Below are 26,604 nucleotides of genomic sequence, written 5' to 3'. Positions count from 1 at the left end.
AAACTATGGACCTGAGCCCAGACCGAAAGGATATTCGATGAGCCGCACCGCTATATTTCCCGAAGGTCGCCAGGACCTTTACGAACAAAATGGCTACTCGGCCGCCATTCGTTCCGGCGATCTGCTTTTCGTATCCGGACAAGTGGGCAGCCGCGAAGATGGTTCGCCTGAACCCGAATTCAAGGCACAGCTCGAACGCGCCTTCGACAATTTGCGCAGTGTGTTGACGGCTGCAGGCTGTACCTTCGACGACATTGTGGACGTGACGACATTCCATACCGATCCGCAGAACCAGTTTGCCGAAATCATGGATGTCAAGGCGCGTATATTTGCTCAAAAGCCTTATCCGAACTGGACAGCTGTGGGGGTAAACTGGCTTGCTGGGTTTGACTTCGAGATCAAGGTTATTGCGCGCATTCCGAACGCATCCTGAATTGAAAACTCTCCTGACATAAGGCTGTCAGGGCTGCGACAATGCGGTGGCCGAATTCGCTGTTGTTTTGAATGATTCCAGCATAGAGATTTTCCTTATCTTGTTGGAAGATCGGGAAAGCCGGGGATCAGATGCTGCACGATAAGAGCATTGTTTCCAGACCTTTTGAAGTGACCCATCGCATGGTGATGATGATCGCCGTGCCGATGACATTGGCTGCTGTCACCACACCTTTGCTTGGGCTGGTGGATATGGGCGTGGTCGGTCAGATGGGGCAGGCCGAACTGATTGGCGGACTGGCAATTGGTGCGCTGGTCTTTGACTTTCTTCTGACCATGTTCAGCTTTTTGCGTTCAGGCACGACTGGCCTTGTCGCGCAGGCAATGGGCGCAGGCGATAGGGCTGAAGAACAGGCGATCTTCTGGCGGGCTATTATTGTAGCAATTGTGGCGGGTTTGCTGATGATCCTGAGCCTGCCGCTCGTGCTGACCATTGCGTCTGATTTTATCCATCCCACACCCGCCACACGGGAAGCAATGGTGACATATGTGTCGATCCGAATGCTTTCTGCGCCAGTGGCGCTGATTAATTATTCCGTATTGGGCCTGTTGCTTGGGCGCGGGCAGGGTATTCTCGGCCTAAGTCTTCAGGTGCTGATTAACGGCATCAATATTGTACTCTGCATTGTGCTGGGTCTGGAGCTTGAATGGGGTGTGGCCGGTGTGGCCTGGGCAACGGTGACGGGGGAAACAGTTGCTGCCATCGTCGGCCTGACGCTTGTTGCGCGACACTTTAATCGCTCGACGGGACGTAAACCCGACTGGACGCGCATCTTCGACAAGCAGGGTCTTGTGCGGATGGTTGCGCTCAACCGCGATATTATGATCCGCTCAATCCTGCTGCTCACCGCATTTGCCTATTTTACACGTGCCGGTTCCGAGCTTGGTCCGGTCACGCTCGCAGCGAACGCGGTTTTGATGAATTTCTTTCTCATCTGTGGCTTTTTTCTGGATGGAATGGCAGCCGCTGTCGAGCAGATTGTCGGTCGTTCGGTCGGTGCGCATTATAGCCCCGCTTTTGTGCGTGGGGCAAAGCTCACCTTCGTCTGGGGACTGGTCATGTCAGCCATCATTGCGCTGATTTTGCTGATCTTTGGCGATGTGATTATCGGCCTTCTGTCCAAGGCCGAAGACGTGCGCGATGAGGCGATCAGATACCTGCCATGGGCGGCATTAACGGGGCTTACCGGCCTGCTCGCATTCCATATGGACGGTGTTTATATCGGTGCAACGTGGTCGCGCGATATGCGCAACATGATGTTCTTCTCGCTGATATTCTTTTTAGCTGTGCTTTATGCAGTAAAGCCCGTGATGGGAAACCACGGGCTTTGGCTGGCAATCAATCTGTTCTTGTCGATCCGCGGCATCACGCTTCTGGCGCTGCTGCCGCGCCGCTATAAGGCAGAGTTTTTCAAAGCATAATCCCGAAAAGGCGGAGCCGGTTTTCGGGATAAGAACATGCTCAGGAGACGTTTAATCTGGGAGGCGGCGCGCGGCCCATTCTTCGGTGTCGCGGTCACGCAGATCAGAAATACTGGCCACACCTTCGGCTTTTACAGCCTTCGATAGTCCGCGCACGATCTCTGATGCAAGACCGGGGCCGCGATAGATCATGCCGGTATAAAGCTGGACGAGATCAGCACCCGCTTTGATCTTGGTCAGAGCCGTTTCGGCACTGTCGATACCGCCCACGCCGATCAGCGGCATGTCGGCACCCACGCGTTCGCGCATACGTGCCAGAATGACAGTCGAACGCTCGAAAAGCGGGGCACCCGAAAGGCCGCCCGTTTCTTCACGATTTTCGCTGCTGTTGAGGCCATTGCGCGAAAGCGTCGTGTTGGAAACGATAATTCCGTCGAGCTTCTGCTGTAACGCTTCTGCTGCAATATCATCAAGCTCTTCGTCTGCAAGATCCGGCGCGATTTTCAGAAAAACCGGACGTTTCAGCGTGCACATCTTGCCTTCTTCATCGCGTGCGGCAAGCACGCGCGAGAGCAATTCACGAAGCGCATCGCGCGATTGCAGATTGCGCAGACCTGGCGTGTTGGGCGAGGAGATGTTGACTGTGAAATATCGTGCCAATTGATAGAATTTGCGGATACCCGCAACATAGTCGCCGATGCGGTCGTCGGCATCCTTGTTGGCACCGATATTGACGCCGACAATGCCGCTTTTGCCAGCGCGCTGTGACAAGCGCTTGAACGCTGCGTCATGGCCTTCATTGTTGAAGCCAAGACGGTTGATGACAGCGCGATCATCCACCAGGCGGAAAATACGCGGACGCGGATTGCCGCTCTGCGGACGCGGCGTGATGGTGCCCACTTCGGTGAAGCCAAAGCCGATCTTCAAAAGCGCGTCTGGCACTTCGGCATTTTTGTCGAAACCTGCGGCCATGCCGACCGGGTTTGGAAACTGTAGCCCAGCGATCTTGACGCTAAGAGCTGGATCGTTCGCACGATTGCAGGTGACAATGCCTGTTTTCAGACCCGCAATGGACAGACCATGCGCTTGCTCGGCGTCGAGCGTAAACAATGCACGTCGCCCAAAAAGTTCAAAAAGTCCGCTCATTTGTCTTTAAGCTCCGGGAATCTGTGGAGACCATTGTCGTCGAGCGGCAAGGGCTCGACCTTTGTCACTGCCGATAGCGGCAGCACTGCATAAAGATGCGGAAACAAAGCCCCGCCGCGCGACGTTTCATATTTCAGCGCATCGCCTAATGCCTCTGCATCCACGCTTACCAGCAGCAGATCCGTTTGCCCGGCAAAATGCTTGGCGGCTGTTTCGCGCACCTGTTCACTGGTGGAGAAATGGATATAGCCATCGGTAATATCAACCGGTGCTCCGGTAAAATTACCAGCCTTTTCTGCCTGCGCCCAGAGATCGCGCGTGGCGATCTTGTAGATGGTCGTTTTGGTCATGGCTGCTCTCTAGCCCGAAATAATGATAAAATCAAAGCATGACTTGTTCGTTTTTCTTGCATAGCTCCCATATGATAAGTTCCGGGCCGAAACAGCCTGCTAAGGAGACAGAACCATGACTGGGAAAAATATGCTACTCACTCGCACACTGGCTGTCACTTCAATGCTTGGGTTAAGCTTTGTTGCGAGCAGTGCTTTGGCACAGGAAAACGGGCGTTATCGTCTGGAGGGTACCGAGACCGGTTATGTACGGCTTGATACACGAACAGGCGCGCTTTCGGTCTGTAATGAGCAGCAGGGACAGCTCATTTGCAAGATGGCAACCGAAGACCGTGAAGCTTATGAGAACGACATTTCCGATTTGCAGGACCGGGTGAAAAAACTTGAGGACAGGCTTGCGGCAATCCAGTCAGGTACGGCATCAGCCACGCCTTCCAAGTTGCCTTCGGAAGCAGAGTTCGAACAGTCACTGGGCTATATGGAACGCTTCATGCGCCGATTCATGGATGTGGCAAAGAGCTTTGACAGCGAGCCTGAAAAACCGGCCGCTGGCGCGCAGCAATAACCTTATGCCCCTATGGTAGCTCTTGCGTACCTTCGCTGAAAATGCTTGCCTTCCCACATCTGTTTGCTCAATAGGGGCTTAACAGGTGGGGAGGAAAGTCCGGCAATGCAGGGCTGGGGAATTTTAGGCGTCGCATTTCTGTATCTGCTGATGTTGTTTGCTGTGGCAAGCATCGGTGATCGCCGTACTGCGCGCTGGAGCAGTGCTCCGCGCCCTTATATCTATGCGCTCAGCCTCGCCGTCTACTGTACGTCATGGACTTTCTTCGGCTCGGTCGGTCTGTCTGCGCAGCGCGGACTGGAATTTTTGGGCATCTATATCGGGCCTATTCTGGTTTTCACGCTTGGCAATCGGCTGCTGCGCCACATTGTGCGACTTGCCAAAGCCGAACATATCACCTCCATCGCCGATTTTCTGGCAGCCCGTTATGGCAAGAGCTTCGGCGTTGCGTCCCTTGCCACCTGTATTGCCGCTGTCGGCTCCATTCCTTATATCGCGCTGCAACTCAAAGCCGTTTCCGGTAGCGTTGGTCTGATTATGGAGCATTACGGCTCCGCTTTTGATCCATCATCCTTTGTGTTCGGCGATATTTCATTGCCCGTTGCGGCGGTTTTGGCTGTTTTCGCCATTCTTTTCGGCACGCGTCATACCGATGCGACCGAACACCAGAACGGGCTTATTCTGGCTGTCGCGCTTGAATCAGTCATCAAGCTCTGTGCGTTTCTGACAGTCGGTTTGGCCTGCACGTTTTTTCTGTTCGGTTCGCCGGGCGAGTTGATTGAAAAGATTTCACAATCCTCAGCCGCACTCGATGCTTTTCACTATGAAACTTCGATCGGCACGTGGATCGTGCATACCATGTTGAGTGCAGCCGCGATCATCATGCTGCCGCGCCAGTTTCATGTGACGGTCGTTGAAAGCCGCAGTGAAAAAGAATTACGCACGGCGTCCTGGTTGTTCCCGCTCTATCTGATCCTGATCAACATCTTCGTGTTTCCGATTGCGCTGATCGGTGTGATGACGCTTGGAAATACGGTGAGCGGTGATCTCTATGTGTTGGCCTTGCCGCTCTCCGCCGGCGCGCATTCGCTGGCGCTGATCGCATTCCTTGGAGGTCTTTCCGCCGCAACTGCGATGGTGATTGTTGCTTGTGTGGCGCTGTCGATCATGATCTCCAACCACCTTGTTTTGCCGTTGATTATTCGTTGGCTGGCTTTGCGTTACCCGACTGAACAGCGTGATCTGACAATGATCATTCTCAACACGCGGCGGCTGACGATTGTCGCTATTCTGGCATTGGCCTTCGCCTATTACCGCATGTCGTCGAACAATATACATCTCGCTTCGATCGGTCTTATCTCGTTTGCAGCGATTGCGCAGTTTGTCCCGTCGTTCATTGGCGGATTGTTCTGGCGCAATGCAAACGGGCGCGGCGCGATGCTGGGTCTTTCAGCCGGTTTCCTGATCTGGGCCTATACGCTGTTACTGCCAACGGTTGCGCCTCAAGATGCAGCCATTCTGCGTCATGGTTTGCTTGGCTTTACCATGCTGCGGCCCGAGGCCCTTTTTGGCACGGAAGCCCTGCCACTTACCCATGGAGTGATCTGGAGCCTTGCCGTCAATACGCTGTTTTATATTCTTGGCTCGCTTTCGCGCTCCTCCACACCATTGGAGCGCATTCAGGCCAGTATTTTCCTGCCACGTTATTCGATTGCAACACCAACGCTCAAGCGCTTTCGCACGACTGTAACGGTCGAAGAACTGAAAGCCACCATGTCGCGTTATCTTGGCGCTGAACGTGTTGAACGCGCTTTCATTCGCTTTGAAGGGCGTGAGCAACGCAAGCTTGATCCCGGCATGATGGTTGACACGCCGCTGATCCGTTATGCGGAACAGTTGCTCGGAACGGCAGTCGGCTCTTCATCAGCGCGTCTGGTCTTGTCTTTGCTGTTTAAGCGCAATGATGCATCGGCGCGTGATGCGCGGCAATTGCTCGACGATGCTTCTGTCGCTTTGCAACAGAATCGCGATCTGTTGCAGATTGCTCTTGATCAGATGGATCAGGGCATCACAGTGCTCGATAAGGATTTGCGGCTGACATGCTGGAACCGTCAGTTCAGAAAACTGTTGGATTTGCCTGATGAGGTGATGCAGGTCAGCATTCCGGTATCCGAAATAGTTGAGCATCTGGTACGCAGCGGAGATTTGAATGCGAATGCGCAGAATGCAGCGATCCGCTCACTGGCGACCCTTCGTCAACCCTGGCGGCTTACGCTGAAGTCCACGGGAAAGGTGCTCGAAATCAACTCCAATCCGATGCCGGATGGTGGGCTTGTTGCGACATATACCGACATTACTGCCGAGGTTGAAGCCGATAGAATGCGTCAGCATGAAGCGGAGGTGCTCGAACAGCGCGTTGTGGACCGGACTGCGGAACTGACGCTGGTGAACCAGAAACTGGCCAAAGCGCAGAGTGTCGCCGAAGAAGCCAACCTTGGCAAAACACGCTTTCTGGCGGCGGCGGGCCATGACATTCTTCAACCGCTCAATGCGGCGCGTCTCTACAGTACAGCTCTGGCCGAAAAACTTGGCCGCGCTGAAACCAGCCAGTTGGCACGCAACATCGATTCTTCACTTGAATCGGTCGAAGCTATTCTGGGCATGGTGCTCGATATTTCGCGTCTGGATACAGGCGCGTTGAAGCCGGAGGAAACGGTGTTCCGTCTCGACCGGCTTTTGAGCCAGATTGCGACTGATTTCACGCCAATGGCACGCAAGAAGGGACTGAAGCTGCGCGTGGTTCCATCAAGTATCGTGGTCAAGACGGATCGCAATATGCTGCGTCGCGTTATCCAGAATCTGGTTTCCAATGCGATTAAATATAGTCGAAAAGGCGGAATTCTGTTTGGTGTTCGCCGCCGAGGTGATTTTGTTGAACTGCAGGTGCTTGATACCGGGATTGGCATTCCGGAGCAGAAACTGAAACTGGTGTTCCGCGAGTTCACGCGTCTGGATGAAGGCATGCGTGAAGCGGAAGGTTTGGGACTTGGCTTGTCCATCGTTGATCGCATTACGCGCATACTCGAATTGCCGCTGACCTTCACGTCTACGCCCGGAAAGGGCAGTATTTTTTCTATTCGTATCCCCGTGAGCCACGAAGCGGTGCCGGTTGAGGAAATTGCCAGCCGAAAAGGCTTGAAGCGTGCATCAAGTCTCGCCGGGCTTGATGTGCTCTGCATTGATAACGACGCCAATATTCTGGCCGGTATGGATACCTTGCTGACTGGCTGGGGCTGTAATGTGACAACGCTGCGCGGCGGTTCTGGCCTGAAGGTCTATTGTGTTGAGCGGGAGGTTCCGCCAGACATCATCATTGCTGACTATCATCTCGACCATGAAAACGGGCTGGATATGATCGGCTTTGCGCGTGAGAGTTTTGGCTGCGAAGTCTCTGCAACACTTCTGACAGCCGATCGGTCTAAAGAAGTCCGCAAGCGGGCTGAGGAAGAGAACGTAACAGTGCTGAACAAGCCCTTGCGACCGGCCGCTTTGCGCGCTCTTTTATCGAGCGCGCTGCATCAGCGTTCCACTGCTGCCGAATAAGTCAGCTTGGTTCGCTGGTCAGCGCATCGTTGCCAATGCGTGAGAGCAGAATGACCGCCTGTGTGCGGCTGTCGACGCCGAGCTTCTGCAAAACAGCTGAGACATGCGCTTTAACTGTGGCTTCCGAAACATTCAGCTCAAAAGCAATCTGCTTGTTGAGCAGCCCTTCGGCCAGCATGGTCAGAACGCGGGTCTGTTGTGGCGTCAATGTTCTGATTTTGCCGATCAGGGCTTCGATTTCAGGGTCGCGCGCTTCTTCAATATCAATATCGGATGGTGTCCAGATATCGCCTGCAAGGACGGCATGCACAGCTTCGCCGATTGTTTCCATGCTGGCAGATTTAGAAATAAAGCCCGATGCGCCAAGCTCGATGGCGTGGCGGATTGTGGAAGCATCATCCGTTGCAGAGACGATAATGATGGGCAGTGCCGGTTCCAGCGCTTTCAGTGTCACCAAACCGGAAAGGCCGGTGCCGCCGGGCATGGTCAGATCAAGCAACAGGAGATCGACCTCGTCATGCTCAGCAACCAGTTTTTTTGCAGCATCGAAATCCCCGACTTCAATGATTGTTGCTTCTTCTGGCAAGCTCGACAGAACTTGCCGCAACGCGCCTCTGAAAAGCGGATGGTCGTCAGCGATGATAAATTGCATAAGCCTCGCACGCCATTCTGAAAGTCCTCCCCGAGCGGTGCATGGTTACATGCAGATGTCTCGTTTTATGCCGATTTTGATTTTGAGCAACTAAAAACAGCACAAATTAGCAAGAAGTTATGTCGCATTGCCGCCTTATGGCCGCATTATATGCTAATTTTGGGTCTGAAACAGCGGTGCTAAAGTATTTATGCTTTTGTTTGAAACAGAAGCCAAGCTCCATCTTTTTGCTTTAGTGGGAACGAAAAAGGCTTCTTATGACACGTAATACGCTTTATCCGGAGATTGTGCCCTTCAAGGAAGAGATGCTTCAAGTATCGGCGTTGCATCGCATCTATGTTGAGCAATGCGGCAATCCTGATGGTAAGCCAGTGATTATGATCCATGGCGGGCCGGGTGGTGGTATCAGGCCAGTAATGCGCCGCCTGCACGATCCTGAAAAGTACCGTATCATCCTTTTTGATCAGCGCGGCTGTGGTCGTTCAACGCCCCATGCGGAATTGCGCGAGAACACCACTTGGGATCTGGTGGCCGATATGGAGCGTATTCGTACCCATCTTGGCATTGAGAAATGGCAGGTCTTTGGTGGTTCGTGGGGCTCGACACTCGGTCTCGCCTATGCACAAACCCATCCGCAGCAAGTTTCGGAACTCATCCTGCGCGGCATTTTCATGGTCCGTCGCTTTGAAGTCGACTGGATGTATTCCAATGGTGCCAGCATCATTTTCCCGGATCATTTTGAGGCTTATCAGGAGCATATCCCGGAAGAAGAGCGCGGCGATATGATTGCCGCCTATTACAAACGTCTTACTGACCGTGACCCTCAGGTACAGCTGGCTGCGGCGCGTCTATGGGCGCGGTGGGAAGGTTCAGTGCTGTCAGTTCAGCCTGATCCGGCCCGCGTCGATGCATTTGGGGAAGATCATCATGCGATAGCTTTCGCACGGATCGAATGCCATTATTTTCAGAACCGAGGCTTCCTTGAAGCCGACGATCAGCTGTTGCGCAACGTTGACCGAATCCGCCAAATTCCGGGCGTCATTGTTCATGGGCGCTATGATATGTGCACACCGTTTATCAATGCCTGGCAGCTCAAGAAGATGTGGCCCGAAGCCGATCTTCGAATTGTCGAAGATAGCGGCCACGCGGTGACAGAACCGGGCATCACACATGAGTTGATCGAAGCAACCAGGCGTTTCGCCATTTAGGTGATAGAATGAGCGCCGATTTAGGCTCACGACCCTATGGAGCGCGTTTCTATCGGCTGGCATCAGTTGGGCAATGTAATGGGTTCTAGGCCTGGAAGCTTTAAGCTGCCTACGTATTAGGAAAAGTGAAAATATATTGGTGAATGGAGCAATTTGCACTGTTCACCTTTTCTTTCTTTATTTCCTTTACAGATTAGCTATTGAACATTTGAATTTCTTCTGAATAGCAAAAGTTCATGGGACATAATTTATCTGGCGAACCTCATACGTTGCAAGGACGGCCCGTTTGAGTTCGTGTTGAGAGGGATATAGGCGAATGTTGAAAGAATTCAGAGAATTTGCACTTAAGGGCAACATGGTCGATCTGGCGATCGGTGTTATCATTGGCGGTGCGTTCGGTGGCCTTGTTAATTCTATCGTTAATGACATCATCATGCCCGTCATTGGTCTGATCACGGGCGGCATCGACTTCTCCAATATGTTTATTCAGCTTGCTGGCGACCCGAAATCAACGCTTGCTGCTGCTCGTGAAGCTGGCGCGACCATTGCTTATGGTAACTTTGTTACCTTGCTTATCAACTTCCTGATCATTGCCTGGGTTCTGTTCCTCGTCGTCAAAGGCATGAACAAGCTCAAGAAGAAGGAAGAAGCAAAGCCGGAAGCAGTTGCCGAGCTGCCACGCGAGGAAGTTCTGCTGGCTGAAATTCGCGATCTTCTCGCAAAGCAGAGCAAAGCCTGAACGCTTGCAAATAGCCGGATTTAAACGGGGTCGTTGTGGCTCCGTTTTTATTTGATCTATCAATCTTGCTGATTGGATCATCACAAAATACAACATGATTTCATTATGGTAGCTTGCTAATCAGGTGCAATCAAAACTGAATTATGTAGGAAGAAATGACGCTTTTTGCTGATCTCCGTCGTGAAGCTGCTAGAGCACCGGATAGTGGTATTGTTGCTGTCGCCAATCATGGGCGCGGCAAACCGGGAATTACCCCGCTATGGGTGGGGGAAGGCGATCTGCCAACCCCTGATTTCATCCGTGAGGCTGCGCAAAAGGCTATCGCCGATGGCGAGACGTTTTACACGTGGCAGGCGGGTATTCCCGAGTTGCGTGAAGCGCTGGTTCGCTATCATGCCCGACATTTTCCGCAGCCGTTCAAGGCTGAAAACTTCTATGTCACAGGCTCGGGGATGCACGCCATCGAGATGGCGCTGACCGCAACCACAGGTGCTGGCGAGGAGGCGATTTATCTTTCGCCAGCCTGGCCGAATTTTGTTGGTGCAGCAGGTCTTGCCGGTGCGGTGCCCGTCCCCGTCGAACTCGAATTTGGCGCCAACGGTTGGGTTCTCGACCCTGAGAAGATCGCCAGTGCCATTACGCCACGCACGCGCGCATTGTTCCTCAACACGCCATCCAATCCGACCGGCTGGACCGCTGACACTGAAACGCTGCGCTATATTTTAAATCTCGCGCGTGAAAAGGGCATCTGGATCATTGCGGACGAGATTTACACCCACTTCTATTATGGTGGTGGTCGCGCCCCTTCCTTCATGGATATTATGCAGCCTGATGATCGCATCATCTTCGTCAATTCCTTCTCGAAGAACTGGGCGATGACCGGCTGGCGAGTGGGCTGGATGAATGTGCATCCATCTATTGGCCCTGTCATCGAGAATATGATTCAGTATTCAAATTCCGGTGTCGCGCAATTCATGCAGCGGGGCGCTGTTGCAGCCCTTGATCATGGCGATGACTTCATTGCGATGCAGGTCGAACGGGCGCGCTCAACACGGGATCGTCTTTGCGCCACATTGCAGGAAACAGGGAAAGTGCGTCTGACACCACCGCAGGGTGCGTTTTATCTTTTCTTCGGCGTGGACGGGGTCACGGATTCAGTCAAAGCTGCAATTGATGTCGTTGATAACGCCAATGTTGGTTTGGCACCGGGCAGCGCTTTTGGTGTTGGCGGAGAAGGTTATTTCCGCCTCTGCTTCGGTCGTGATCCAAAGCAGATCGACGAAGCGGCGGCAAGGCTGGTTCGCTGGATCAATGATCTCTAAAAAGAAAGGCCGGTGAAAACCGGCCTTTTTCAATGCTGTGACGCTGAATTGATCAGCCGCCTGCTTTGGAAACCATCAGCGGAATGATGCGGTCTGAATTTGCAGCCTTCGGTGCCTCAGGCTCCGCAAACGGAATGCCGAGTGTGTTCCAGACCTCCAGCAGAGCATCCTTGAGGCCATCGATCAGCACGTCGTCATGCAATGGCGACGGTGTGATGCGCAGGCGCTCTGTTCCGCGTGGAACGGTTGGATAGTTGATGGGCTGAATATAAATTCCATGCACATCAAGAAGACGGTCACTTGCTTTCTTGCAAAGCTCGGGATCGCCGACCAGAATGGGCACGATATGCGTTTCCGAAGGCATGACTGGTAAACCGGCAGCCGACAGAACATCCTTGGCGCGCTGCGACTGACGCTGCTGGCCATCGCGCTCAACCTGCGAAGTCTTCAGGTGACGGATCGCGGCAGTTGCGGAAGCTGCAACCGCTGGCGGAAGGGAAGTTGTGAAGATGAAGCCCGGCGCATAGGAGCGCACTGCGTCTATAATGGCGCGGGAGCCGGTGATATAACCACCCAGCGCACCAAATGCCTTTGCAAGCGTACCTTCGATGATGTCCATACGATGTGCGAGGCCTTCACGCTCGGTGATGCCACCGCCATGCGCACCATACATGCCGACCGCATGGACCTCATCAATATAGGTCATCGCGTTATATTTTTCGGCCAGATCGGCAATCTTTTCGATTGGCGCAATGTCGCCATCCATCGAATAGACGGATTCAAACACGATCAGCTTGGCGCGGGAACGATCCGCAGCTTTCAGAAGCTGTTCGAGATGCTCAACGTCGTTATGACGGAAAATCTTCTTTTCTGCACCCGAACGACGCACGCCTTCGATCATCGAAGCATGGTTGAGTTCGTCAGAAAGGATCAGGCAGTTTGGAAGCAGGCGCCCAATGGTGGAGATCGACGCTTCGTTGGAAACGAAACCGGATGTGAAGACGAGACCAGCTTCCTTGCCATGCAGATCGGCCAGTTCGGCTTCAAGCTCAACGAGTGGGTGGTTGTTGCCCGAAATATTGCGGGTGCCACCGGCACCGGAACCGGCGCTGCTTGCGGTGTCACACATCGCCTGAATGATGTCAGGGTGGTGCCCCATACCCAGATAATCGTTCGAGCACCATACGGTGATCTCACGCGCTGTTCCATTGTTACGCCAGGTAGCGCGGGGGAAACGTCCAACGATGCGCTCAAGATCGGCAAAAACGCGGTAACGCTTCTCGGCGTGCAACTGGTCGATCGCTTCTTCAAAAAACCGGCGATAGTCCATTAAACGCTCCTTGTTATCGCTCTAGTACCGCTTTTGCGCGGTTGCGTCCATGCCGCAATGACGGGCAATTTGCCACGCTTTCGTGAAACTGCATTGATCAAAATCAAACAAATCGTTGGATTTTTTAGCGGGTCATAAGGCGGTAAATGAATTTTGGTGCGGAATCCCGGCGACGGACATAGACCCGTGGCATCCCGAATGGATCATCGCTTGCCCTTGCGCGCGCGTGGACGGTTGTGGTCGCTGTTTCATAACCCGCTTCACGGCACATCTCGCGATGGATGGGAAAGTTGGCCCCATAGGGATAGGCGAGATTGCGCACTTCTGATCCGAGCATATCTTCAAGCTTGAGCTTGCATTCCACGATTTGACGGCGGGCTTCGTCATCGGATGTCTTTTCGAGATTAACATGATCAAGTGTATGTGCACCGACCTCGTGACCCAATGCTGCCCATTCACGCATCTGAGCTACCGACATGCAGGGCGAGAGTGGTACGCCGACTGCATTGTCCCATACATTGCTGCCGCCAATTTGGTTGGCGACAAAATAATTGGTGGCAGTGAAGCCAAATTCAGAAAGCACAGGAAGAGCATTCTCGTAATTATTAAGAAACCCGTCATCGAAGGTGATGACCGCAACCTTTCCGGTCTTCTCACCCTTGATGTAAGGCATGGCATCACGAAGCGACAGTCCTCGATAACCGAGCCTTTTTAACCAGGCCATCTGGCTGCGGAATTTGTCAGGATGCACCCAAAGTCCACGAAACGGGATCTTCTTGTGCGGCAGCGGGGCAATCTGATGATAAAGAAGAACAGGGACAGCCATGAGACTCACTTCGATTTTGCAGAGAAGCTACGCACACGCATCCGGTAAATTGGACGCAGGATCTCGCGTGCGAGTTTGTCTTTGAAGTATTTTTTGTGCTGAATTGTTGTGCCACCAAGCGCTGAAGAAATTTCTTTGACACCACCCGGGATAACAGCGAGCGGTTGTAATCCAGTCACCCAGCGCATTTGTATAGTCGTATCGACAGGCCGGTCGAATTGTTCCGTCGCTGCGAGCAGTTTCTTTGCGGCGTCAAAACTTACAAGCTGGGCCACCATGCCCAGTCCGATCGGGTTGGGTATGATGATGCGCAGCTGATCATTGCGGAAAACCTCGCGGCCTTGTTCCCGGTCGCGGAACGTGAAACGCACAAAGCTGCCCGGTTCAAAATGACTGGTGACGGCATGAAACGCAGCATGGAAAACATCCGTCAACGCGATATCGTCTTCAATGACAAAACCGGCATCAAGACCTTGGTCAACAATCGCTTGCCAGGCCTTGCGATGCGATAAAAAACAAGCGATCTCATTTTTGCTCAATGCAAATGGATAGCGTGGGGCATGAAGTTTGCGGCGGTAAACGCCTTTGACCGTTTCATCCGACAGTGTGCGGCTGTCGACAGCGTCGATAACTTCCGTTTTGACAGGCAGTTCCCGAATAAGCTTCTCGACTTGCGGCTTGCGATCAGCAGCGCGCGTCAAGTGAATGATGAAGGCCTTGATGTTCATTGGAAACCTGAGCGCATAAAACAGAATTCAGCCGAAACGGTATTCTATATCTGTTATGCGCTCGATTTTCGCAAGTCACAGTTATTAGGCTGCTTTGTGCAAAATTCCAGCGGCGATCTTGTCTTCAATCCACTTGCGTTCAGCTGCCCAGTTGTGGCGCTTCCAGCCTTCCCAACTGAATCCGCAGATTTTTATGTCCCAATCGGGCGATGAATATTTGCGCAATGCAAGCCAGATGCCGAAGAAGCCTGTGCTCGGGAAAACCTTTTTCATCTGGTCAGGTGTAATTCCGAGTTGCTCACACACCTCAAAATAATCCTGCGCGGGCATGATACGGATTTTTTTGCCTGCACGTCCAAAATAATCGATGGCCTCGTTTGTCCAGTCAGCACGGCGGCCTTTTAGACGGGACAGAAAATTGGGATGGTGATGAAATTGTTTGATAATGCTTGGGTGGAAGGCAAACAGCAATTCGGGCGCGTTACGCACAATCTCCGAATTTATGAAGTCAGGATTTTTGATCCATTGTTCCATCTGCTTGCTTGATGTTGCAAGCATCAAAATGTCGGTTTTTGTGCCAGTCATTCCAAGCGAGACACGCGGCTCATTGAAACGTAGAACAAAATCTGCCGCGTCGATTTCAGCAGACAGGTCTCGATCGATTGGGCCGTTACCGACAATAAAAAGGGTTTTGTTCATGTGTTCGAAGTCTTCTTCGCCAATTAAAGGCCCACCAATTTATGTAAATTAAGTCAACTACAATGTACTAACGCAAATCCCTCACACTTAGGGGAGGAATCAACGATCACTTTATCGTCAGGTTTGAAGGATTGCGTTATCAAGGGAGCGGCAGTGCGCGCAGCATAGCAATGCAGCCATGCGGTTTATGCACTTCTCAAAACGATTAAAAAGGCGGAAGCTTCATGGTGGGAGGAAGGTAAAAATGCAGCACTGAAAAGGTGCTCACCATAAGGGGATACCACTATGAACCACCTCCGTACCCAGTTTTCCCGTTGGATGCAGTATCGCGAAAATCTACGCGAACTGAGCGGTTGCACAGACCGTGAACTTTCCGATCTCGGTCTGACGCGCGATGATATTTATCGCGTGGCCCGGGAAGCAGCTTTCGCCTGATTGCTCAGGCGAAGCTCTCGTCGGATGGGCTCAAATTTCGCCCGGCTTCTTGAAGCGGATGTGAATATCATCGCCCGCTAGATCAAAACCGGCATAGTTGCGCTGAAAGGCGATAAGGGCATCGTTCACGCCCTTTGAGTAATCGTCATCATTCACCTCTACATGATGCCGGTAAATGATCCTGTCGTCTTTGTAGAATATGACCTGACCTTCCATGATGGCCTCCTTTTAAAGCCCTATGGGTAACGGGCGCAAAAAGCGCCCCGAATGTCGCGGTATATTCTATTGAGATAGGCGTCCGCTCGTTGCTTTCAAGTTGCTGCGCTGCTGTTTCGGCTTTTGCACAGTTCAAGCCACGCTTTTGCTGCATGGGAAAGAAACGCATTTTTGCGCCAGACCAGAGCCATGTCCCAGTTTATCTCTGCATCCCGGATTTGATGGATGCAGACGCCAGGATTCTTGCGCTGTTCAGCGATCATTTGCGGAAGAAATCCAATGCCCATGCCAGCGGCCACCAGTTCGACAATAAAATCGATCTGGCTGGAGCGGACAGCGACATGGGGGAATAATCCGCGCTGATGACAGGCGTCGAGAATGATTTGATTGAGTGCGAAGCCGCTTTCAAAAAGAATGAAGGGCAGACTCACAATATCAGACAACAGAATGCCGCCATCGTCGATAAAGCCGTGATCGGCAGGGAGCAGCGCCACGACTGGTTCACCACGAATTGCCTGCCACTCGAAGCTTTCTTCAACGGGCAGAAGCAGGCCAGCGAGTTCTACGTCGCCAGCCAGCAGCAATTCTTCCAGTCGCTTGCTGCCATGTTCGACAAGCTGAATATCGATGTCGGGGTAGAGCTTGGTAAAGGCGGCGAAGACGGGTGCAAACAGGACGCTGGAACCAATGGGTGGCAGGCCAAGACGCAGGAGACCGCGTTTGAGACCGCGCAACTCACCAAGCTCTGTCAGCATGTCATCTTTTTCGGTCAACATGGCTAAGGCGCGGCTATAGACGATTTCGCCCGCATTTGTCAGGCGGGGAGGGGTAACATCACGATCGAGCAGAGGCAGCCCGAGTTCTTCTTCGAGCTGTCGCACCGTCTTGCTGACGGTGGATTGAGTGGCGTTGATGGTGCGGGCAGCCGCTGAAAAGCCGCCCTGTCGCACCACTTCCACGAAAGCCTGAAAGCTGCGTAAGTTCATAAGCTATTCTATTATGGAATAGCTGCAATGAAATCAATTCATTTCTGGAATGGTGGCGCGGCGTCTATATTGAAATTACAAACATTTGCATTGGAACATCATCATGAACGCCCACAGCTTGACAATCCGCTTTCGTTACGCGCTGCACAACAGTCGCCTGATGCAGATTGCAACCCTGTTCGGCTTCTGGTTGGCGGGTGAAGCTTTTGTCCGTCTTATTGGTCTGCCACTGCCGGGCGGCATTGTTGGTATGGCGCTTGTTCTGGCTCTGCTCTTGAGCGGTCGCATCAGCCTGTTCAGCATGAAGCGTGGTGCGGAATGGTTTCTGGCCGAAATGCTGCTGTTCTTCGTGCCTGCGGTTCTCGCCGTTCTTGAGCATCAGGAACTGCTCGGAATGCTGGGCGTAAAGATCATGGCTGTTATCCTGGTCGGCACATTGACTGTTATGACTGTGACAGCACTGACCGTCGACATGTGCTATCGCCTGAGTGTGCGCTATGCCGCTAAGTAATCCCTATGTGGCGATGCTGTTCTGGTCGGCAGCCACAATACTGCTCTATCTGGCTGCAAAACGTGTCTATCGCCGCTTTCCAATGTGGTGGTTGACACCACTTGCCATTACCCCGTTGCTGTTGATGGCGCTTCTTATCGGCCTGAATGAAAACTATCGTGGTTATTTCAGTGCAACCCATTGGCTGGTGGCGCTGCTCGGACCTGCGACAGTGGCTTTTGCCATTCCGATTTATCAGCAGCGCGCAACCATTCGCCGTTACTGGCCGGTTCTGCTGGTTGGGGTTTTGGTGGGTAGTTCGTCTGCGATGCTCTCCGCTTGGGGACTAGCACATCTGCTTGGCCTCAACGATGCAATCAGTCTCAGCCTGATGCCGCGTTCCATGAGTACCCCTTTTGCCATGACGGTTTCCGGTGATATTGGCGGCACGCCTGACCTGACGGCCATTTTTGTGGTCCTGACTGGTGTATTCGGCGCCGCAATGGGTGAAGTGATGCTCAATTGGCTACCGATCCGCTCGGCTTTGGCGCGCGGCGCACTGTTCGGCATGGGCGCGCACGGCGCAGGCGTGGCAAAGGCTCACCAGATCGGCACGGAGGAGGGTTCGATTGCAGGTCTCGTGATGGTGCTTGTCGGATTGGTCAATGTTCTGGCTGCGCCATTCATCGCCCACCTTCTCTGAAATGCTGTTTTTACAGAATAATTTTCTCGGCCTGCTCATTCTGTGAGCAGGTTTTTTACATTCAGAAATCTGCAAAAATCTTAAGCATCGGCGTATTTGCATAACTGTTATGCGTTATTGGCCGTTGTTGAATAAAGAGGCTACGGGTAAACATTGGTCATCGGGTTCACTCCTCCTCCCAGAGCCCGATGACGAATACGGCATCTCCTCCTCCCAGCCGTATTCAAGATCAGGCCGCGCATCCTCCTCCCGCGCGGCCTTTTTCTTTTTTTAATCTCCAAAATAAATGCTGATTTGTTTACAGTGCGTTGCCGCATCTCTGTATGGGCAATCGCGAGAATGTGAACTATTTCTCCTGCAATATTCAATTTGCGGTGTGCGTCCTGTTCAGGAGCATCACCGCCAGCAAAGCGGGAGATCGCAATCATGACCAGCGGCATCCACCATCTCACATTGATCACGCGCAAGGTTCAGGCCAATGTCGATTTCTATGCGGGTTTCCTTGGTTTGCGTATTGTCAAGCAGACGGGCGGCTTTGAAGATGCGGAACAGCTGCATCTGTTTTATGGCGACCGCTTGGGCACGCCGGGTTCTTTGATCACTTTTCTCGTCTGGGAAGATGGCGGGAAGGGCCGCGTCGGTCATGGTCAGGTCAGCGAAATAGCGCTCGCCATCGACCGCACTGCGATCGGGTTCTGGCTGGAGCGGGCCTTGCGCCATCATGTGCCGTCTGAAGGCCCGGTACAGGAATTCGGTGAGCCGGTTCTGCGCCTGCGAGATCCAGATGGGGTGATTGTCAAGCTGGTCGGTAGCGATCTTGCAGCCAATGATGCCTGGGTATCCGGGGATGTTCCGGCAGAACATGCCGTGCGCCGCATCCGTTCGGCCACGATCCTGTCCGAGCAGCCCGAACAAACTGTCAGCTTTATCGAGCGCTATTTCGGCTTCCATGCTCAGGCCAAGGAAGGGACGATTGATCGTCTGGTCTCCGATTCAGGCGATGCCATCGACGTGCGCGATGCAACAGGTTTCTGGCCGGGTATTCCTGGAACCGGGATTGCAGACCACGTGGCTTTCCGTGCGACAGACACCAAGGAGATTGCGCGGGTGGAAAAGGAGCTGGCTTCGCTCAATTCCAGCGAAACCAATGTCCATGACCGCAAATATTTTGCGTCACTCTATGTGCGTGAGCCGGGCGGTACTCTGTTCGAACTTGCAACCGACGGTCCCGGCTTTGCTGTGGACGAGAGCGTTGAAAATCTCGGGCAGACGCTGTTTGTCCCTCCGGGCAACGAGGATAAGGAGACCGCAATCCGTATGCGGATGCCGCAATTCTCGGCTCCGGGCGAGGAACGGGTAATCTATCGTGACCTGCCTTTTGTGCATCGTGTCTACCTGCCGGAAAATCCGGATGGCACGGCGCTCATTCTCCTGCATGGGACGGGTGGCAATGAGAACGATCTTATGCCGCTTGCCCACAAGATTGCGCCCAATGCTACCTTGGTGGGGGTGCGTGGTCGCAGTACGGAAGAAGGCACACAGCGCTGGTTCCGTCGCTTCACCATGAACCGGTTCGATCAGGCTGACATTCGTTCGGAGGCAGAAGCTTTCGAGGCTTTTGTCGAAGGTGCGATCAAATCCTATGGGCTTGATCCGGAGCGCACAGCGTTTCTTGGCTATTCCAACGGGGCAAACCTGATTGGAGCCTTCATGCGGCTTTATCCGCATATTGTACGCAAGGCAGTTCTGTTGCGCAGCATCGAAATCCTGGAACAGCCGCCGGAAGCTGACTTGTCGGATGCCTCCGTTCTGCTTCTGGGCGGTGCTGATGATCTTTACGGTGCCTTGTCCGGTCCGTTGGAAAAGGCGCTGAAAGAAGGAGGTGCTGATCTCGACGCCCAGCGGTTGCCCGGTGTTGGTCATGCGCTGGTCGAGGATGATGCGCGCATTGCCCGCGACTGGCTTTCTGCAAAGCTTTGATAACATAAAAGGCCGTCAGCTATGGCGGCCTTTTCGCGCCCTTTGTGTAACCAAGAAGCCGCAACTCCACAGTCTTTCCATGATTGCCAACATTTAGGACTTGGCATATCCGTTCGCGTAAAGAATATACTATAAGCACTTTCGCGTTCGGGTTTTGTCAGGAGAACAAGGTTTTGCGGAGCATATTTCGTCGTACTGCCCCAGCATTGCTTATAATTCTGACTCTCGTTGCCGGTTGCGCCAGCCGCCCGGACGGTGTCCTCATCCCTGTTGCCGCAAGCGTTCCGGGTGCTTCTAAAGTCAATCTTATGGTTGCCACGACGCGTGCACCTTCTGGTGATCCGGGAACTTTATACTCGGGAGAACGCGATCAGGATCTAAGTCTCACGCAGATTGTGGTTTCAATTCCACCGGATAAGAATCGTAAAATCGGTGAAGTTCAGTGGCCGAAGAAGTTGCCAGCTGATCCGTTTAAGGAATTCACGACCGTTGAGGTGAAGGCCATAAACAGCGAAACGGGTGCACGGCAATGGCTCAATCAAAGTCTACCCAAATCACGCCGTGTGATGGTGTTCGTGCACGGCTTCAACAATACATTTGAAGATTCGGTCTACCGCTTTGCGCAGATTGTGCATGATTCAGGCGCTGATGTTGCTCCTGTTATTTTCACATGGCCGTCACGTGGCAGCGTATTTGATTACAATTACGACAAGGAAAGCACCAATTACTCGCGTGATGCACTGGAAAACGTGCTGCGCAAGATTGCCGAAGACCCGCGCGTCAAGGATATCACGATCATGGCGCATTCCATGGGGAGCTGGCTGACAGTGGAAGCCTTGCGGCAGATGGCCATTCGCGACAAGCGCGTGGATCGCAAGATCACCGACGTCATTCTTGCCTCCCCCGATCTCGATGTCGATGTTTTCAACAAACAGTTCCGTGCGATGGGCAAGGAACATCCGCGTTTCACGCTGTTTACCTCGCGTGATGATCGCGCGCTTCGGGCATCGCGCTTCATATCCGGCAATGTTGATCGTCTCGGTCAGATCGATCCGTCAGTGGAGCCTTATCGCTCGCAGCTTGAGAAGGCTGGCATAACGGTGATTGACCTTACACAGCTCAAGGCGGGTGACAGCCTCAATCATGGCAAGTTTGCATCGAGTCCGGAAGTCGTTCAGTTGATCGGCCAGCGCCTCGTCACGGGCCAGACCATCACCGATTCCGATATCGGGCTGGGTGAGCGTCTCGGCGCAGTGGCTCTCGGTACGGCGCAGGGGGTTGGCTCGGCCGCTTCGCTGGTTGTCAGTGCGCCGATTGCTGTCTTCGATCCGAATACACGCCGAACTTACAATGAGCAGATCGACCGCTTTGGCAGAACAGTGGGTGGCACAGTCAGCGGTGCGGTTGGCAACTAAGAGCGTGCTCTTATCGGCTATTTACTAGAAAATGCGCTGTTGTCATCTTTGAGGGGGCGCTGTAGGACTGCGGCAAAATCTGGTTGTTGGCAGGGAGACCCTCATGCAGATCATCCATACGATTGAAGACTTGCGGCTGGCGCTTGGCGCAGCGCGCAAGAGCGGTAAATCTATCGGCCTCGTGCCAACCATGGGCTATCTGCACAAAGGGCACCTCGAACTTGTTCGCCGCTCGCGCGAGGACAATGACGTCACCGTCGTTTCGATCTTTGTCAATCCGCTGCAATTTGGTGCCAACGAAGATCTTGATAAATATCCGCGTGATCTTGAGCGCGATGCAAATCTGCTCCGCGACGCGAAGGTGGATTTCCTCTTTGCTCCTGCCGTATCGGATATGTATCCACGTCCGATGCAGACGGTTGTCGATGTGCCGAGGCTCGGCAATCAGATGGAGGGCGAGGCGCGTCCCGGCCATTTTGCGGGTGTCGCGACCGTCGTCAGCAAGCTTTTCAACATCGTTGGGTCGGACGCCGCTTACTTCGGTGAGAAGGATTTTCAACAACTCGTTATTATCCGCCGTATGGTGGATGATATGGCGATCCCGGTTCGGGTCGTTGGTGTTGAGACAGTGCGTGAAGATGACGGATTGGCCTGTTCATCGCGCAATGTCTATCTGACGGCCGAGCAACGCGCTGCTGCGATTATCGTGCCAAGGGCACTTGATGAAGCCGAGCGGCTGTATCGCTCTGGCATTGACGATCCAGATACGTTGGAGGCCGCAATTCGCACTTTTATTGAAGCGGAAACGCTGGCTATACCTGAAGTCGTCGCCTTGCGTGACCCTGAAACTCTGGAACGTCTGACCTCTGTGCAGGGCAGGCCGGTGCTTGTTGCGCTATTTGTGCGGCTTGGTTCGACGCGTCTTCTGGACAACAGGGTGATCGCGCATGTGGCGCAGGAAAAGGCCGCCTGACATGAGCGTCACCGTTAAGAAAAAGCGCGTTTCACCGAAGGCAATCCAGGCAATGAAGGGTGAACGCCCGATTGTCAGCCTCACGGCCTATACAACACCTATCGCCCGTCTGCTCGATCCGCATTGCGATCTGCTTCTGGTGGGCGATTCTGTAGGCATGGTGCTTTATGGCATGGATTCAACGCTTGCTGTTACGCTCGATATGATGATCGCACATGGACAGGCTGTGATGCGCGGTGTTGAACATGCCTGTGTGACTGTCGATCTGCCATTTGGTTCTTATCAGGAGTCCAAAGAACAGGCTTTCCGTAATGCGGCTCGAATTATGCAGGAAACCGGCTGCGACGGCGTGAAGCTTGAAGGCGGCGAGGAAATGGCCGAGACGGTCGAATTCCTCGTCAAGCGCGGCGTACCGGTGTTCGGTCATGTCGGACTGATGCCGCAGCAGGTGAACACGGTTGGCGGGTTCCGCTCACTTGGACGTGACGATGTGGAAGCCCATCGCATCCGCCGCGATGCGCAGGCCATTGCCGATGCAGGCGCATTCGCTCTGGTCATTGAAGGCACGGTCGAACCGCTGGCGCGTGAAATCACGCAAACTTTGTCGATCCCGACAATCGGTATTGGCGCCTCGCCTGCCTGTGATGGTCAGATTCTGGTTTCAGACGATATGCTTGGGTTGTTTCAGGATTTTACGCCGCGTTTCGTCAAGCGCTTCACGGAGCTTGCGCCACAAGTGTCGGATGCTGCCAAAGCCTATGCTGACGAAGTGCGCGCCCGTTCATTTCCAGGGCCGGAACATGTGTTTGGCGTCAAAAAGTGACTAAGTTTAAGATCTGACTGCTTTTAAAAACAGATCCTGAACGCCGCGAACCATTTCATCGCGCTCTGTGATGTTTGAGCGGATGATAAAATCATCGACAGCACCATGCAACGCATGAAACAGCAGCGTCGCCAGCAAACGTGTGTTTTCGACTGACCATGCACCCGCTGCCTTGCCTTCGCTCAACAACTGGTCAAGTCGAACAATAGCGGGATTTTCCTGCATTGCGTGGCGCGTGGGTGGGTGAAAATCATGGAAAACCAGATCGTGAAGACGGTAGTTTTCGAGATAGCTCGTAATTCCTGTGCTGGCCCAGACAGCAAGGCGCTTGCTCCAGTCATGGGCTGGAACGCTATTCATTTCGTTATCAAGTCGCTCGCAATAAATGGCAATGAAGCGCTCGCGTAATGCCACAAGAATATCGTCCTTGCTGCGAAAATGCAGATAGAATGTGCCCTTGGCGACATCGGCCTTGCGCACAATCTCATCGACGCTCGTAGCCGCGAAACCCTTTTGCAGAAAGATCGTTTCAGCAGCCGTCATAAGCTCGCTGCGGCGTATTTCCGCCGGTTTGGTGCGGGGCTTTGTCTTAGTGGCTGCTGGCAAATCCTTCACTCCGGTTTTCAGGCTGCTTCCAGTTTCTCGCGGATCGCCGCTCTGTCAAAAGCAAGCTTGTTGGGGCGCACCACGCGGTCTTCAAGCCAGTGCAATGCCGCTTCCACATTCGAAAAGGTGCCGGCGGGTACACGGAACAGCTTTTCTGCATCCATTCGGCTTGCTTCCTCATACACGGATTCCGGCACAATGCTAATCATGCCCATGACCTGATTGCGGATGCGCTCTGCATTCAGTTGGAGCCATTGCTTGATTTCACGCGGAGCACCCTCCGGGTGAATAAGAGCCGCCTCGTCAACAAAGCGGCGAATGGCAATAAAAGGCTTCCCTTCATCGAGCCATGCATTCCAACATTTAAAAAACGCACGCAACTCCTCAATTGTCGATGGGCCTTCGGCAAGGGTAACGATGTAGGGCCACTGCTCTGTATTGTGGAACATAGGATCTCGCTTCTGCTGCGGCGTTCAAGTCTTTTGGTGGAAGCGGCTTTGCAACTTCGCTTTCCACGTTTTCAAATGAGCTCAAACAGGCTGCAACACTCATGTCTCGTTGTTGTTGATGCCGACAACCCGAAAGACCTGCACGCACACTTTAGCGGATCTTTCAGGTTGCCTATTCACTGACTGATAGTCAGTCATTTATTTCTGGCATGGAAATATGAATAAATCAATCATGTTTTTTAAAGGCTGATGTAATGCGCTTCGTTGGCGGACAAGGTGGTAGTGCGCTATCCAGAAGAGGGCCTGCCACAGCTCGCGGACAGGTCCCTCGTGCCCTGGTTTCAGGACACATTATTTGATGGAAATAGCACCTGAAATGACCAAATATGCAAGGAACAATGCGAAGAACGGGGGGGTAAACCTCCGCTTCAACGCGCATCTTTGTTTGATTGCAGCGGGATCATAAATCAGTGCACTGGACTGATTTCACCGCTTGGGCCTTTCACACTGTTCCTCGACATGCTTTCGGTCATTTGTCGCAAACGTTGCTCTGCCAATAGCTATACAGCGCTTCCACATTACCGCTCGTCAGCGTTGGCATTGCGGCTTTCAGCTGATCGTCAGTCCAGTCCCACCACCGCATTTCCAAAAGCTTGCTGACGCTGTTCTCATCGAAACGTGAACGGATGGGCCGGGCAGGGTTGCCTCCAACAATCGTATAAGGCGCGACATCACGCGTCACCAGTGCACGCGTGCCAATAATCGCGCCATGGCCAATTTGGACACCTGCCATGATAATGGCTTCAGAGCCAATCCAGACATCGTTACCAATGACCGTATCGCCTGCAGGGGCGTAACCATTCTCTGAACCGGCAAAGAGTTCCACTTCTGGCATGAAGAAGAACGGGAAGGTGCTGATCCAGTCATGCCGATGGCCTTGATTGCCTGCCATGATGAAGGCCGCACCTGATCCGATTGAGCAGAAGCTGCCAATGATCAGCTTATCGGCACCTTCATCAGGCAGGAGGAAGCGAGCGCAGTCGTCAAAGCTATGGCCATGATAATAGCCGGAATAATAGCTGAAACGCCCAACGATGATGTTTGGATTGGTGACCTGTTTGTCGAGGGTGATGCCCTTGAATGGGCTTTCAAAGAAATTTTTCATGATAATGCTCACTGCATGAGTGCCGGTGAGACCGGCATTTATCCGCTCGCATATAGCCAAGCGAAAACTGCGCAAGAAACGCGTGGTTTGCTTGCGTTCATGCTCCCGCTGATTGAATGCTTAAATCACAGGAGCGCGATGCTGGGGGTACTCGAACATTTTATCATGATCTGAGCATAAGGCTAAGTCTGGATAAAATAAAGGGAGGCAGACGCCTCCCTCATCAAACTTATATATCCGCACTCACTTTTCGACGAAAGCCTTTTCGATGACGAAGTGACCGGCCTCACTCTGGCTGCCTTCTTCAAGGCCAAGGCCTTCAAGAATGACGCGCATGTCGGCCAGCATTTCAGGGCTCCCACAAAGCATCATCCGGTCATCTTGTTCTGAGAATTTCGGCAGGCCCAGATCTTCAAAAATCTTGCCGGAGCTGATGAGATCAGTGAGGCGGCCCTGATTGCGGAATTCTTCGCGTGTCACGGTCGGATAGTAAATCAGCTTCTCGCGCACCATTTCACCCAAGAATTCGTCTTCCGGCAGTTCCTTGGTGATGAGGTCAGCATAGGCCAGCTCGTTCACTTCACGCACACCATGTACGAGAATGATTTTCTTGTAGCGCTCATAGGCTTCAAGATCGCGGATGATAGACAGGAACGGCGCAAGGCCTGTACCCGTTGACAGCAGCCACAGGTTGTCGCCCGGAATGAGGTTGTCATAAAGCAGCGTACCGACTGGTTTTTTACCAACAATCAGCTTGTCGCCTTCTTTGAGGTGCTGAAGACGCGAAGTCAGGGGACCGTCCTGCACCTTGATTGAGAAAAATTCGAGCTGTTCATCATAGATGCTGGAAGCAATCGAATAGGCACGGAGCAGCGGTTTCCCGTTCACTTCAAGACCAATCATGATAAATTGGCCGCTCTGGAAGCGAAGGCCCTGATCACGCGTGGTGCGGAATGAAAACAGTCTGTCGGTCCAATGGTGAACGTCAAGAACGGTTTCCTGATAAAAATTGCTGCTCATGTCGGAACTGTCTCTGTTTCGCTTTTCACGGTATTCGCTTCAGATGAAGCGAACGTCTTTTATCGCAATCATGGGGGATCGCGTGAGGCTGCCTTCAGGGTGGCTTCCGCGGAGGTCGTGATTTGCCGATATTCGGCAGACGATTACGGAAGTCGGAATAATGCTTATGTGTCCCGACATCAAGAGTTAATCAGCTGGACTTCATCGCGCAATTAAATCGAATCCAAATGCAGTCTCAAGGAAAGGTGTTCTAATCAGACA

Annotated in this window: 28 protein-coding genes; 14 read left to right on the top strand and 14 right to left on the bottom strand. The window is 53.0% G+C overall.

The genetic code is table 11. The features are described 5' to 3' along the window. Positions 1–37: 37 nt before the first annotated feature. Together H5024_RS10770 and H5024_RS10765 are read left to right on the top strand one after the other, a co-directional pair. Entirely contained in the window at positions 38–433 is a 396-nt protein-coding gene (locus H5024_RS10770; protein ID WP_187546311.1) for a RidA family protein, read from the top strand. Positions 434–564: 131 nt separating this feature from the next. Then, positions 565–1,914, top strand: a complete 1,350-nt coding sequence (locus tag H5024_RS10765; RefSeq protein WP_187546310.1) for an MATE family efflux transporter — start codon at positions 565–567, stop codon at positions 1,912–1,914. Positions 1,915–1,965: 51 nt separating this feature from the next. Here H5024_RS10765 and H5024_RS10760 read toward each other — a convergent pair whose 3' ends face one another. Further along, on the bottom strand, positions 1,966–3,060 hold the full coding sequence (locus H5024_RS10760; protein WP_187546309.1) for a quinone-dependent dihydroorotate dehydrogenase: 1,095 nt from the start codon (positions 3,058–3,060) through the stop codon (positions 1,966–1,968). Next, positions 3,057–3,410, bottom strand: a complete 354-nt coding sequence (locus tag H5024_RS10755) for a DUF952 domain-containing protein (RefSeq protein WP_187546308.1) — start codon at positions 3,408–3,410, stop codon at positions 3,057–3,059. Before H5024_RS10755 ends, H5024_RS10760 begins: the two co-directional genes overlap by 4 nt. 115 nt (positions 3,411–3,525) lie before the next feature. Here H5024_RS10755 and H5024_RS10750 point away from each other — a divergent pair, with 115 nt between their 5' ends. Both H5024_RS10750 and H5024_RS10745 read left to right on the top strand, forming a co-directional pair. Beyond that, positions 3,526–3,975, top strand: coding sequence for a hypothetical protein (locus tag H5024_RS10750; protein WP_187546305.1), 450 nt, complete (start codon positions 3,526–3,528; stop codon positions 3,973–3,975). Positions 3,976–4,080: 105 nt separating this feature from the next. Continuing rightward, positions 4,081–7,578 carry a hybrid sensor histidine kinase/response regulator gene (locus H5024_RS10745; protein WP_187546302.1) on the top strand — a complete coding sequence of 1,166 codons (3,498 nt, stop codon included), beginning with the start codon at positions 4,081–4,083 and terminating at the stop codon, positions 7,576–7,578. Position 7,579: 1 nt separating this feature from the next. On the opposite strand, the gene H5024_RS10740 is transcribed toward H5024_RS10745, so the two are convergent. Then, on the bottom strand, positions 7,580–8,230 hold the full coding sequence (locus H5024_RS10740; RefSeq protein ID WP_187546300.1) for a response regulator transcription factor: 651 nt from the start codon (positions 8,228–8,230) through the stop codon (positions 7,580–7,582). 257 nt (positions 8,231–8,487) lie between these two features. On the opposite strand from H5024_RS10740, the gene pip reads away from it, so the two are divergent. The 3 genes from pip (at position 8,488) to H5024_RS10725 (ending at position 11,499) form a co-directional block, all read left to right on the top strand. Beyond that, positions 8,488–9,438, top strand: a complete 951-nt coding sequence (gene pip, locus H5024_RS10735) for a prolyl aminopeptidase (RefSeq protein WP_187546297.1) — start codon at positions 8,488–8,490, stop codon at positions 9,436–9,438. A 316-nt stretch (positions 9,439–9,754) separates the two neighbouring features. Next, positions 9,755–10,177, top strand: coding sequence for a large conductance mechanosensitive channel protein MscL (mscL, locus tag H5024_RS10730; protein WP_187546294.1), 423 nt, complete (start codon positions 9,755–9,757; stop codon positions 10,175–10,177). A gap of 155 nt (positions 10,178–10,332) precedes the next feature. Further along, positions 10,333–11,499: a pyridoxal phosphate-dependent aminotransferase gene (locus H5024_RS10725; protein ID WP_187546292.1), complete on the top strand. Its 1,167-nt coding sequence runs from the start codon at positions 10,333–10,335 to the stop codon at positions 11,497–11,499. Positions 11,500–11,551: 52 nt separating this feature from the next. On the opposite strand, the gene hemA is transcribed toward H5024_RS10725, so the two are convergent. The 4 genes from hemA to H5024_RS10705 all read right to left on the bottom strand — a co-directional run bounded on the left by hemA (position 11,552) and on the right by H5024_RS10705 (position 15,082). After that, positions 11,552–12,829: a 5-aminolevulinate synthase gene (gene hemA, locus H5024_RS10720; protein WP_187546290.1), complete on the bottom strand. Its 1,278-nt coding sequence runs from the start codon at positions 12,827–12,829 to the stop codon at positions 11,552–11,554. A gap of 124 nt (positions 12,830–12,953) precedes the next feature. Next, a complete protein-coding gene (locus tag H5024_RS10715) occupies positions 12,954–13,655 on the bottom strand; it encodes a polysaccharide deacetylase family protein (RefSeq protein WP_187546288.1) in 702 nt (233 codons plus the stop codon). A 5-nt stretch (positions 13,656–13,660) separates the two neighbouring features. Beyond that, the gene (locus H5024_RS10710) at positions 13,661–14,383 is read right to left on the bottom strand and encodes a glycosyltransferase family 25 protein (protein ID WP_187546286.1); all 723 of its coding nucleotides are present in this window, start codon (positions 14,381–14,383) and stop codon (positions 13,661–13,663) included. Positions 14,384–14,467: 84 nt separating this feature from the next. After that, the gene (locus H5024_RS10705) at positions 14,468–15,082 is read right to left on the bottom strand and encodes a glycosyltransferase family 29 protein (RefSeq protein WP_187546284.1); all 615 of its coding nucleotides are present in this window, start codon (positions 15,080–15,082) and stop codon (positions 14,468–14,470) included. A 285-nt stretch (positions 15,083–15,367) separates the two neighbouring features. Between H5024_RS10705 and H5024_RS10700 the strand changes: the two genes are divergently transcribed. After that, entirely contained in the window at positions 15,368–15,517 is a 150-nt protein-coding gene (locus H5024_RS10700; protein WP_187546282.1) for a DUF1127 domain-containing protein, read from the top strand. Positions 15,518–15,547: 30 nt separating this feature from the next. Here H5024_RS10700 and H5024_RS10695 read toward each other — a convergent pair whose 3' ends face one another. Together H5024_RS10695 and H5024_RS10690 are read right to left on the bottom strand one after the other, a co-directional pair. Next, positions 15,548–15,733, bottom strand: a complete 186-nt coding sequence (locus tag H5024_RS10695) for a hypothetical protein (RefSeq protein WP_187546281.1) — start codon at positions 15,731–15,733, stop codon at positions 15,548–15,550. Positions 15,734–15,828: 95 nt separating this feature from the next. Next, positions 15,829–16,719 (bottom strand): LysR substrate-binding domain-containing protein, encoded by an 891-nt coding sequence (locus H5024_RS10690; protein WP_187546280.1) that lies wholly within the window; start codon positions 16,717–16,719, stop codon positions 15,829–15,831. Positions 16,720–16,822: 103 nt separating this feature from the next. Between H5024_RS10690 and H5024_RS10685 the strand changes: the two genes are divergently transcribed. Together H5024_RS10685 and H5024_RS10680 are read left to right on the top strand one after the other, a co-directional pair. Continuing rightward, on the top strand, positions 16,823–17,230 hold the full coding sequence (locus H5024_RS10685; protein WP_187546279.1) for a CidA/LrgA family protein: 408 nt from the start codon (positions 16,823–16,825) through the stop codon (positions 17,228–17,230). Next, positions 17,217–17,912 carry an LrgB family protein gene (locus H5024_RS10680; protein WP_187546278.1) on the top strand — a complete coding sequence of 232 codons (696 nt, stop codon included), beginning with the start codon at positions 17,217–17,219 and terminating at the stop codon, positions 17,910–17,912. Before H5024_RS10685 ends, H5024_RS10680 begins: the two co-directional genes overlap by 14 nt. 140 nt (positions 17,913–18,052) lie before the next feature. Here the strand turns inward: H5024_RS10680 and H5024_RS10675 are convergent, their stop codons facing one another. After that, positions 18,053–18,352 (bottom strand): hypothetical protein, encoded by a 300-nt coding sequence (locus H5024_RS10675; RefSeq protein WP_187546277.1) that lies wholly within the window; start codon positions 18,350–18,352, stop codon positions 18,053–18,055. Between H5024_RS10675 and H5024_RS10670 the strand changes: the two genes are divergently transcribed. From H5024_RS10670 to panB, 4 genes are all read left to right on the top strand, one after another. Then, entirely contained in the window at positions 18,339–19,892 is a 1,554-nt protein-coding gene (locus H5024_RS10670; RefSeq protein ID WP_187546274.1) for a VOC family protein, read from the top strand. The two genes, H5024_RS10675 and H5024_RS10670, sit on opposite strands and share 14 nt — an antisense overlap. Positions 19,893–20,065: 173 nt before the next feature. Then, the gene (locus tag H5024_RS10665; RefSeq protein ID WP_187546272.1) at positions 20,066–21,307 is read left to right on the top strand and encodes an alpha/beta hydrolase; all 1,242 of its coding nucleotides are present in this window, start codon (positions 20,066–20,068) and stop codon (positions 21,305–21,307) included. 103 nt (positions 21,308–21,410) lie between these two features. Then, positions 21,411–22,280, top strand: a complete 870-nt coding sequence (gene panC, locus H5024_RS10660; protein WP_187546270.1) for a pantoate--beta-alanine ligase — start codon at positions 21,411–21,413, stop codon at positions 22,278–22,280. Between the two features lies 1 nt (position 22,281). Continuing rightward, complete coding sequence (gene panB, locus H5024_RS10655; protein ID WP_187546268.1) at positions 22,282–23,103, top strand: 3-methyl-2-oxobutanoate hydroxymethyltransferase; 822 nt, start codon at positions 22,282–22,284, stop codon at positions 23,101–23,103. Positions 23,104–23,109: 6 nt separating this feature from the next. Here panB and H5024_RS10650 read toward each other — a convergent pair whose 3' ends face one another. From H5024_RS10650 to H5024_RS10635, 4 genes are all read right to left on the bottom strand, one after another. Then, positions 23,110–23,718, bottom strand: a complete 609-nt coding sequence (locus tag H5024_RS10650) for a TetR/AcrR family transcriptional regulator (protein WP_187546266.1) — start codon at positions 23,716–23,718, stop codon at positions 23,110–23,112. Between the two features lie 8 nt (positions 23,719–23,726). After that, complete coding sequence (locus H5024_RS10645) at positions 23,727–24,158, bottom strand: hypothetical protein (RefSeq protein ID WP_187546264.1); 432 nt, start codon at positions 24,156–24,158, stop codon at positions 23,727–23,729. Positions 24,159–24,687: 529 nt separating this feature from the next. Continuing rightward, positions 24,688–25,323, bottom strand: a complete 636-nt coding sequence (gene catB / locus H5024_RS10640; protein WP_187546262.1) for a type B chloramphenicol O-acetyltransferase — start codon at positions 25,321–25,323, stop codon at positions 24,688–24,690. A 243-nt stretch (positions 25,324–25,566) separates the two neighbouring features. Then, positions 25,567–26,343 (bottom strand): ferredoxin--NADP reductase, encoded by a 777-nt coding sequence (locus H5024_RS10635; protein ID WP_187546259.1) that lies wholly within the window; start codon positions 26,341–26,343, stop codon positions 25,567–25,569. Positions 26,344–26,604: the final 261 nt, after the last annotated feature.

Origin of the sequence: Ochrobactrum sp. Marseille-Q0166 (assembly GCF_014397025.1) — a bacterium.
In the GTDB taxonomy this organism is placed as follows: domain Bacteria; phylum Pseudomonadota; class Alphaproteobacteria; order Rhizobiales; family Rhizobiaceae; genus Brucella.
The sequence above is the reverse complement of the archived record's forward strand: the minus strand, read 5'-3'. Positions and strand labels throughout refer to the sequence as shown.

What these genes read in the sequence shown, in the direction of transcription:
- H5024_RS10765 (WP_187546310.1), top strand. Translation starts at nt 565, where the DNA reads ATGCTGCACGATAAGAGCATTGTTTCCAGACCTTTTGAAGTGACCCAT.
- H5024_RS10700 (WP_187546282.1), top strand. Translation starts at nt 15,368, where the DNA reads ATGAACCACCTCCGTACCCAGTTTTCCCGTTGGATGCAGTATCGCGAA.
- H5024_RS10675 (WP_187546277.1), bottom strand. Translation starts at nt 18,352, where the DNA reads ATGCCGCTGGTCATGATTGCGATCTCCCGCTTTGCTGGCGGTGATGCT.
- H5024_RS10750 (WP_187546305.1), top strand. Translation starts at nt 3,526, where the DNA reads ATGACTGGGAAAAATATGCTACTCACTCGCACACTGGCTGTCACTTCA.
- H5024_RS10725 (WP_187546292.1), top strand. Translation starts at nt 10,333, where the DNA reads ATGACGCTTTTTGCTGATCTCCGTCGTGAAGCTGCTAGAGCACCGGAT.
- H5024_RS10770 (WP_187546311.1), top strand. Translation starts at nt 38, where the DNA reads ATGAGCCGCACCGCTATATTTCCCGAAGGTCGCCAGGACCTTTACGAA.
- H5024_RS10760 (WP_187546309.1), bottom strand. Translation starts at nt 3,060, where the DNA reads ATGAGCGGACTTTTTGAACTTTTTGGGCGACGTGCATTGTTTACGCTC.
- H5024_RS10740 (WP_187546300.1), bottom strand. Translation starts at nt 8,230, where the DNA reads ATGCAATTTATCATCGCTGACGACCATCCGCTTTTCAGAGGCGCGTTG.
- H5024_RS10670 (WP_187546274.1), top strand. Translation starts at nt 18,339, where the DNA reads ATGACCAGCGGCATCCACCATCTCACATTGATCACGCGCAAGGTTCAG.
- H5024_RS10645 (WP_187546264.1), bottom strand. Translation starts at nt 24,158, where the DNA reads ATGTTCCACAATACAGAGCAGTGGCCCTACATCGTTACCCTTGCCGAA.
- H5024_RS10685 (WP_187546279.1), top strand. Translation starts at nt 16,823, where the DNA reads ATGAACGCCCACAGCTTGACAATCCGCTTTCGTTACGCGCTGCACAAC.
- H5024_RS10755 (WP_187546308.1), bottom strand. Translation starts at nt 3,410, where the DNA reads ATGACCAAAACGACCATCTACAAGATCGCCACGCGCGATCTCTGGGCG.
- H5024_RS10680 (WP_187546278.1), top strand. Translation starts at nt 17,217, where the DNA reads ATGCCGCTAAGTAATCCCTATGTGGCGATGCTGTTCTGGTCGGCAGCC.
- H5024_RS10635 (WP_187546259.1), bottom strand. Translation starts at nt 26,343, where the DNA reads ATGAGCAGCAATTTTTATCAGGAAACCGTTCTTGACGTTCACCATTGG.
- H5024_RS10705 (WP_187546284.1), bottom strand. Translation starts at nt 15,082, where the DNA reads ATGAACAAAACCCTTTTTATTGTCGGTAACGGCCCAATCGATCGAGAC.
- hemA (WP_187546290.1), bottom strand. Translation starts at nt 12,829, where the DNA reads ATGGACTATCGCCGGTTTTTTGAAGAAGCGATCGACCAGTTGCACGCC.
- catB (WP_187546262.1), bottom strand. Translation starts at nt 25,323, where the DNA reads ATGAAAAATTTCTTTGAAAGCCCATTCAAGGGCATCACCCTCGACAAA.
- panB (WP_187546268.1), top strand. Translation starts at nt 22,282, where the DNA reads ATGAGCGTCACCGTTAAGAAAAAGCGCGTTTCACCGAAGGCAATCCAG.
- panC (WP_187546270.1), top strand. Translation starts at nt 21,411, where the DNA reads ATGCAGATCATCCATACGATTGAAGACTTGCGGCTGGCGCTTGGCGCA.
- H5024_RS10715 (WP_187546288.1), bottom strand. Translation starts at nt 13,655, where the DNA reads ATGGCTGTCCCTGTTCTTCTTTATCATCAGATTGCCCCGCTGCCGCAC.
- mscL (WP_187546294.1), top strand. Translation starts at nt 9,755, where the DNA reads ATGTTGAAAGAATTCAGAGAATTTGCACTTAAGGGCAACATGGTCGAT.
- H5024_RS10710 (WP_187546286.1), bottom strand. Translation starts at nt 14,383, where the DNA reads ATGAACATCAAGGCCTTCATCATTCACTTGACGCGCGCTGCTGATCGC.
- H5024_RS10695 (WP_187546281.1), bottom strand. Translation starts at nt 15,733, where the DNA reads ATGGAAGGTCAGGTCATATTCTACAAAGACGACAGGATCATTTACCGG.
- H5024_RS10690 (WP_187546280.1), bottom strand. Translation starts at nt 16,719, where the DNA reads ATGAACTTACGCAGCTTTCAGGCTTTCGTGGAAGTGGTGCGACAGGGC.
- H5024_RS10745 (WP_187546302.1), top strand. Translation starts at nt 4,081, where the DNA reads ATGCAGGGCTGGGGAATTTTAGGCGTCGCATTTCTGTATCTGCTGATG.
- pip (WP_187546297.1), top strand. Translation starts at nt 8,488, where the DNA reads ATGACACGTAATACGCTTTATCCGGAGATTGTGCCCTTCAAGGAAGAG.